Genomic DNA, 6,103 nt, shown 5'->3' with positions numbered 1-6,103 from the left:
AACGGCTCGTGGTACGTCTCCCCGTGCCCGGCGCCGTCCTCGCGCGGCCATGCCCCTCTTGGGCGGCGAGGGCCGACGCGGGTGGTGTCACCGGGCCGGGATCGGCTGGGTGAGGTTCAGCGGATTGCCGTCGGGGTCCCGTACGTGGGCCACCCGTTGTCCCCACGGCATGTCGTCGGGTCCGCCGCTGACCGTGCCGCCCAGCTCCCTCACCCGGCCGAGCGTCTCGTCGACGTCGGCGACACCGATGCTGAGCAGGATCCGCGGCGCCCCCCGGCCCGCCGCGTCGGCCTTCGTCACCAGCCCGAGGTCGGTGTCGCCGATGCGCAGGCCCCGGTAGAGGACCGCGCCTTCCTCCGGCACCCGGAAGATCTCCTCGGCGCCGAACAGCTGCGTGTAGAAGCCGACCAGGACGTCCGGGTCGGCCGTGAGGATCACTGGCTGGATCGTGGACATGTCTCTCCCGTCGAGAACGGTGGTGTCACCGGGGAGACCGTTCGAGGACGGCGAACTCATCGGCAGGACCGCTCCTCCGGGCGGACAGCCGCTTCCCGCCCCGCTCCGGGCTTGAGCCCGGTGTCCGCTCCTCCGGGCCTTTCCTTACGTCGCGGCGGGGCCGCCGGGTACGGCCCCGCCGCGTACCGGGGTACCCGGACCGCTGGTCAGCAGTTGCGCAGGGAGTAGACGGGTGTCCAGTCCACGGCGTAGACGTTGTTGTCGGCGGGGTAGGTCCTGATCACGTTGCCGCCTGAGCCGTAGATCGTCGCGGCGGCACCGCCGCTCTGGCTGTTCTTGGCCTCGCCCCACCCGTTCCAGTTCGACAGGTAGTAGCGGGTGCAGTTGTAGAAGTAGAAGACGCGGAAGCGGTTCGCCGACGGGTCCCAGACGGAGGCGCAGAAGTTCCCCGGGGCGCAGTGGACACCGGCACCGGGCGCCAGCAGCTCCGTGCGGGCGGGAGCGGGAGAGGTCCACGGGGCCGCGGCGGACGGTGCCGCCTGGGCGGGGCCGGTGGCGAGGACGGAGGCCAGCGCCAAGGTCATGGCGCCGAGGACTCCGGACAGAGAACGCTTGACGGGCATGGTTCGTGATCCCCCTGTGGATGGTCCGGGTGCTGACGGGGCGGGACAGCGGTTCCGCCGGTCCCGCCCGCCCATGGTCGCGGTCGCCCTCCACCGCCGACCACGGGTTTCGAACTCGGTCGAATTCCGCTGGTCGCCCCCTGGTCCAGCAGGTCCGCGCCGAGGCGGGTCACGGTGTGCAGGACGGCGCCGCCGATCCGCCGGCTGCTGAGGAGCCCGGCCTCCCGCAGGACGGTGACGTGATGGCTGACGGTCGCCGGGCTGAGGCCCACCCTGCTCGCCAGCTCGCTCGTCGTCCGGCCCTCGGCCACTTCCTCCAGGACCGCCGCCCGCGCCTTGCCGAGCAGCGCCGCGAGCGCCTGGTGGGAGGTGCCGGAGGAGGACGGCGGGGGCGCGAGCCAGCGCGGGTCGTGCGTGACCGGGTGGACGAGCACCGGGGGCAGGGAGCCGTCCTTGAGCACGATCGGCCCGGGCCAGCAGAAGAAGGAGGGGATGATCCGCAGCCCTCGCCCGTCCAGGTGCAGGTCGCCCTCCAGGTGCGGGCCCGCGATGTGCAGCACCGGCGCCGTCCAGCGCACGCTGGGATGCAGCCCCTCGGCCAGCCCCCCGAACCCGGACCGCGACAACGCCCGGGTCGCCACCGACCGGGCCTCGTCGACGCGGGAGCGGATGTGCGTCCAGTACGGGGCCACGAAGCGCTCGTGGTGCCTGCGCACCAGGCCGGCCAGCCCGTTCAGTGCCTCGGGGTCGCCCTCGGCGAGTGCCCGGGCCCAGCCGGGCAGCGGCCGGGCCCGGGCGAGTTCCGTCAGGTCGGTCCGCAGCTGCCGACGGGGCGTGGACAGGAGCGCCTCGACGCCCGGGGCGAACCCGGCGGACGCCGCCGAAGGGGTCAGGAAGTCCGCCGAGTATCCGCGGGGCGGGGCCAGTCGCCGCAGGCGGTGGGAGTCCGGGGCGAGGCAGCCGCCGGCCGCCCGCCGCCAACGGCCGTAGAGGAGAGGCGCGTCGCGGGTCTGCAGCAGATGCAGGCTGAGCAACCCCTCCCACAACGGGTCGGGTTCTTCCGCCAGAACCACCCGCGCGAGGTCCTCGTACGTGAAATGGATCCGCAGCCCCACCGCTCGCCGCTCCCGCCTCCCGCCGTCACGCCCCCGCGGGCCGTGCACCGCGTCGAACGGTGACGCGGTTTCCGCGGCCGGGCAAGGCGGACACGCGGGCCTGCACAACAACGGCACCTTCGCGGGGCCGCGGTGGCGCCTGACCGCCACGCCCTCCTCCCGCGTCGTGCCGCACGCCTCTGCCGACCGGGAACCGGAGAGCCGGCGAGTACAGAACCGGCCAGGTTTCACAAGCGCGGCCGTCGCCCGTTGCGGGGGCGGGCCCTGGGGAGGCAGGCGGGGAAGGCAGGGGCGTGTGCCCGGGCCGTGTCGCCGGTCCTCGGACGGCTGACGAGGGGGCTTCGGGGCTGGTCGGCCGCCCTAGCAGGGGAGGGCGCCGGTGGCTGCGGCCCGTTGTCATGGGATGTGTCACGGCCCCTCCGCGCGCCTGTCACGGCGCCGGGACGCGGGGGGTGGAACCTTGCGTCGTGGCCGGTGGGCGAACGGTATGAGCCATGCGAGGCACCGCATGAAGCGCATCTCAAGCCGATACCACGCAAGTTGTGGCATTGATCACGACCGGCATGCTTCCGATCGACGCGGCGGCGGCCCGATTCTGATCGGGGCAACAACTCGATCCCGAATCGATATTTATTGGCACGTTTTGACGGCAACATCTTTGAACGGAGATCACTCGTGATTGTCGGAGTGCTCAAGGAAGCGCGGGCAGGTGAGAGTCGTGTCGCGGCCACGCCGGCCACGATCGAACAAATCCGCAAATTGGGGTACGACGTCGTGGTCGACCCGGGTGCGGGAGGCGCGGCGGGCTTCACCGACAGCGCCTACGAGGCCGCGGGCGCGAGCATCGGCGACGCGGCGGCCGCTGATGTGGTGCTGGCGGTCAACGCTCCGAGCCCGTCGCAGCTGGACCGGGTACGGCCCGAGGCGACGGTCATCGCCCTTTTCGCGCCCGCCTTCGACCCCGGGATGGTCGAGGAACTGGGCCGGCGTCCCTTCACCGCCCTGTCGATGGACGCCGTGCCGCGCATCAGCCGGGCGCAGTCGATGGATGTCCTCTCCTCCATGGCCAACATCGCCGGCTACCGGGCCGTCATCGAGGCCGCGCACGAGTTCGGCCGCTTTTTCACCGGCCAGGTGACCGCGGCGGGCAAGGTCCCGCCGGCCAAGGTGCTCGTCGCGGGCGCGGGCGTCGCCGGTCTGGCGGCGATCGGCGCGTCCGGCTCGCTCGGCGCGATCGTACGGGCGACCGACCCGCGACCCGAGGTGGCCGACCAGGTCCGCTCGCTGGGCGGCGAGTACCTGTCCATCGAGTCCCCCGAGGTCGAGGTCTCCAAGACCGGCTACGCGAAGGAGATGGGCGACGACTACAAGGCGCGCGAGGCCGAGCTCTACGCCGCGCAGTGCCGTGACGTCGACATCGTCATCACCACCGCGCTGATTCCGGGACGCCCCGCGCCGACGCTGATCACCGCCGAGATGGTGGCGAGCATGAAGCCCGGTTCGGTGATCGTCGACATGGCGGCCGCCAACGGCGGCAACGTCGTCGGCACCGTCAAGGGCGAGAAGGTCGTCACCGCCAACGGCGTGACGATCATCGGCTACACCGACCTGGCGGGCCGGCTGCCCGCGCAGGCCTCGCAGCTGTACGGCACCAACCTGGTGAACCTGCTGAAGCTGATGACGCCCGCCAAGGACGGCACCCTGGTCCTCGACTGGGACGATCCGGTGCAGCGCTCCATCACCGTGGTGCGCGCGGGGGAGTCGGCCTGGCCGCCTCCGCCGGTCCAGGTCTCGGCGGCCCCGGCCGCCGCGCCCGCCAAGGCCGCGGAACCGCCGAAGCCGGCGAAGACGCCGATGACACCGAAGCAGCGGTTCGGCGGCGTGGCCCTCGGCGCCCTGGCGCTGTTCCTCCTCGCCGCGTTCGCCCCCGCGGCGCTGCTGCCCCACGTCACGGTCTTCGTCCTGGCGATCGTGATCGGCTACTACGTGATCGGCCACGTGCACCACGCCCTGCACACGCCGCTGATGTCGGTGACGAACGCGATCTCCGGGATCATCGTCGTCGGCGCGCTCCTGCAGATCGGCCACTCCAGCACGGCGGTCACCGTGCTGTCGGTCGTGGCGATCCTCCTGGCCAGTATCAACATCTTCGGCGGCTTCGCGGTGACGCGTCGCATGCTCGCCATGTTCAACCGGAGCTGACATGTCTGCGACCCTTGCCGCACAGGCGGCCTACCTTGTCGCCGCGCTGCTGTTCATCCTGGCGCTGGCGGGACTCTCCAAGCACGAGTCGGCCCGGCTCGGCAACGCCTTCGGCATGCTCGGTATGGGCGTCGCGCTCGTCGCGACGGTCGTCCTCGCGATCGACGGCGAGGTCAGCGCCGCCGGCCTCGGCCTGATGGCCGGTGCCATGCTGATCGGCGCGGTGATCGGCTTCCAGCGCGCCCGTGGCGTCGAGATGACCGGCATGCCCGAACTCATCGCGCTGCTGCACTCCTTCGTCGGTCTGGCGGCCGTGCTGGTCAGCTGGAACGGCTACCTCAACGTCGAGCACGACCCCGACGGCCACGAGGCCAAGGCCCTGGACGCCCTCGGCACGCTGGGCATCCACCACGCCGAGGTGTTCATCGGCCTGTTCATCGGCGCGGTGACCTTCACCGGTTCCATCGTGGCGTACCTGAAGCTCTCCGCGAAGATCAACTCCAAGCCGCTGGTGCTGCCGGGCAAGAACGCCCTCAACCTCGGCTCGCTGATCCTCTTCGTCGCCCTGACGGTGTGGTTCGTGATCACGCCGGAGCTGTGGCTGCTGATCACCGTGACGGTCCTGGCGCTGGCCCTCGGCTGGCACCTGGTCGCCTCGATCGGCGGCGGTGACATGCCGGTCGTCGTCTCGATGCTCAACAGCTACTCCGGCTGGGCCGCGGCGGCCTCCGGCTTCCTCCTCGGCAACGACCTGCTGATCATCACCGGCGCGCTGGTCGGCTCCTCCGGTGCTTACCTGTCGTACATCATGTGCAAGGCGATGAACCGCTCCTTCATCTCCGTCATCGCCGGCGGCTTCGGCATCGAGGCCCCCTCGGGAGCCGACGTCGACTACGGCGAGCACCAGGAGATCACCGCCCAGGCCGCCGCCGAACTGCTGGCGTCGGCCCGCTCGGTCGTCATCACCCCCGGGTACGGCATGGCCGTCGCCCAGGCGCAGTACCCCGTCGCCGAGCTCACCTCCAAGCTGCGGGCGAAGGGCATCGACGTACGGTTCGGCATCCACCCCGTCGCCGGCCGCCTGCCCGGGCACATGAACGTGCTCCTGGCCGAGGCCAAGGTGCCGTACGACATCGTCCTCGAGATGGACGAGATCAACGAGGACTTCGCCAAGACCGACGTCGTCCTCGTCATCGGCGCCAACGACACGGTCAACCCGGCCGGAGCGGAGGACCCCAGCAGCCCGATCGCCGGCATGCCGGTGCTCACCGTCTGGGAGGCCGGCAAGGTCATCGTCTTCAAGCGCTCGATGGCCTCCGGGTACGCGGGCGTGCAGAACCCGCTGTTCTTCCGTGAGAACACGGCGATGCTCTTCGGCGACGCCAAGGCCCGGGTCGAGGACATCGTCGGCGCCCTCTGACCCACCGGTCGCCATGGGGTGAGGACCAGGAGGGCCGGTGCGGGGCGGCGGTGAACGCGGCCTCGCACCGGCCCTCCCGCGTGCTGGACGCGTTCTTGCGGACGGCCCGCGGCAGAAGGGACGGCACCCGCCGTCCCTTCTGTCGTCCTCACCTCTTCTCGCGTCCGTCGGGCGAAGAATCGCACCTTCATCCGATGCAGAAAATCTGTCATGGCGAAGGTAGACATTGCTTCGCGCGGGGGTTAGTGTTGTGCCGTACCCAGAAGTCCGGGAGCGCGGCAGGGACG

At 71.2% G+C, this 6,103-nt stretch carries 5 protein-coding genes; 2 read left to right on the top strand and 3 right to left on the bottom strand.

The annotated features are described in order from the left end of the window. Window positions 1-87: 87 nt before the first annotated feature. The 3 genes from RIF68_RS23910 to RIF68_RS23900 form a co-directional block, all read right to left on the bottom strand. Window positions 88-456 carry a VOC family protein gene (locus RIF68_RS23910; protein ID WP_309053355.1) on the bottom strand — a complete coding sequence of 123 codons (369 nt, stop codon included), beginning with the start codon at window positions 454-456 and terminating at the stop codon, window positions 88-90. Between the two features lie 206 nt (window positions 457-662). Next, window positions 663-1,040, bottom strand: a complete 378-nt coding sequence (locus RIF68_RS23905; protein WP_309053354.1) for a hypothetical protein — start codon at window positions 1,038-1,040, stop codon at window positions 663-665. Further along, window positions 1,037-2,194: a winged helix-turn-helix domain-containing protein gene (locus RIF68_RS23900; RefSeq protein WP_309053353.1), complete on the bottom strand. Its 1,158-nt coding sequence runs from the start codon at window positions 2,192-2,194 to the stop codon at window positions 1,037-1,039. The genes RIF68_RS23905 and RIF68_RS23900 overlap by 4 nt, the downstream gene beginning before the upstream one ends. Window positions 2,195-2,869: 675 nt before the next feature. Between RIF68_RS23900 and RIF68_RS23895 the strand changes: the two genes are divergently transcribed. Both RIF68_RS23895 and pntB read left to right on the top strand, forming a co-directional pair. Beyond that, window positions 2,870-4,396, top strand: coding sequence for a Re/Si-specific NAD(P)(+) transhydrogenase subunit alpha (locus RIF68_RS23895; RefSeq protein WP_309053352.1), 1,527 nt, complete (start codon window positions 2,870-2,872; stop codon window positions 4,394-4,396). A gap of 1 nt (window position 4,397) precedes the next feature. Continuing rightward, window positions 4,398-5,816, top strand: coding sequence for a Re/Si-specific NAD(P)(+) transhydrogenase subunit beta (gene pntB / locus RIF68_RS23890; protein ID WP_309053351.1), 1,419 nt, complete (start codon window positions 4,398-4,400; stop codon window positions 5,814-5,816). Window positions 5,817-6,103 lie beyond the last annotated feature (287 nt).

Origin of the sequence: Streptomyces sp. (genome assembly GCF_031178505.1) — a bacterium.
Taxonomy (GTDB): domain Bacteria; phylum Actinomycetota; class Actinomycetes; order Streptomycetales; family Streptomycetaceae; genus Streptomyces; species Streptomyces gulbargensis.
This window is presented reverse-complemented; position numbering and strand designations above follow the sequence as displayed.

Coding starts and splice junctions, on each gene's coding strand:
- pntB (WP_309053351.1), top strand. CDS start 4,398: ATGTCTGCGACCCTTGCCGCACAGGCGGCCTACCTTGTCGCCGCGCTG.
- RIF68_RS23905 (WP_309053354.1), bottom strand. CDS start 1,040: ATGACCTTGGCGCTGGCCTCCGTCCTCGCCACCGGCCCCGCCCAGGCG.
- RIF68_RS23910 (WP_309053355.1), bottom strand. CDS start 456: ATGTCCACGATCCAGCCAGTGATCCTCACGGCCGACCCGGACGTCCTG.